Below are 822 nucleotides of genomic sequence, written 5' to 3' on the forward strand. Positions count from 1 at the left end.
TAATCACCTTTCTCCTTTAAGAATATAACGCCGCCATTTGCGGGATGAGTTTTATGGCGACGTTTATGCGTTTCTTTGCATAAACGGTGACAGAAAACGAAGATCCGAAAGATGGCCTGGTTATATGATTTTTGCTTTTAGTCTTTTGACCTTATGCTCTTAATTTATTGTTAAGAACTCAGAAACGACGCAATAAACCATACAATAATTTTTATTTTGTTTATCTGATTTTGACCACGATAAACCCTAAATTCTTACCTGAACTGTCAACGAAACCACCCATCAAAGTGACCCGATTACGCTGAGCAAAAAACTAATTTTTAGAACACTGAACCTTGATGATAACCTGACTTTATAAGAAGGCCATCTTTGCACAAAACTAAGAAAACCGCGTACAAGTGTTTGGTACTTTTGCGCATANAACGCCGCCATTTGCGGTCGAAGTTTGATGGCGACTTTTATGCGTTTCTTTGCATAAAAGGTGACAGAAAACGAGATCCGCAAGATGGCCTTGTTACATGCACTTTGCTATACTTCGTTTTACTATGTATTACATATTAAGCAAATAGGTATCAAATATGAAGACAGAAATGCTAAGTACACGCATAGACCATGACACAAAGCTAGCATTTACTAATGTATGTGACGATATGGGTCTAAGCACCTCGCAAGCCTTAAAGCTATTTGCCAAAGCTGTTATTAATTATGGTGGAATACCTTTTGAACTTAAAGCAAAAACACCAAATACTTTGACAGCAAATGCAATTGAAGAGCTAGAGTCTGGAAATGGCACTAAAGCTGGAACTATTGAAGAGCTTTTTA

General features: G+C 37.1%; 1 protein-coding gene. It reads left to right on the forward strand.

Annotated elements, in window-relative coordinates; all coding sequences use genetic code 11:
* Nucleotides 1-578 precede the first annotated feature (578 nt).
* Nucleotides 579-822, forward strand: a 244-nt coding sequence (locus A3735_RS08865) for a type II toxin-antitoxin system RelB/DinJ family antitoxin (protein ID WP_082885842.1), incomplete at its 3' end; no start/stop codon positions are given.

It is taken from the genome of Oleiphilus sp. HI0061, assembly GCF_001635675.1.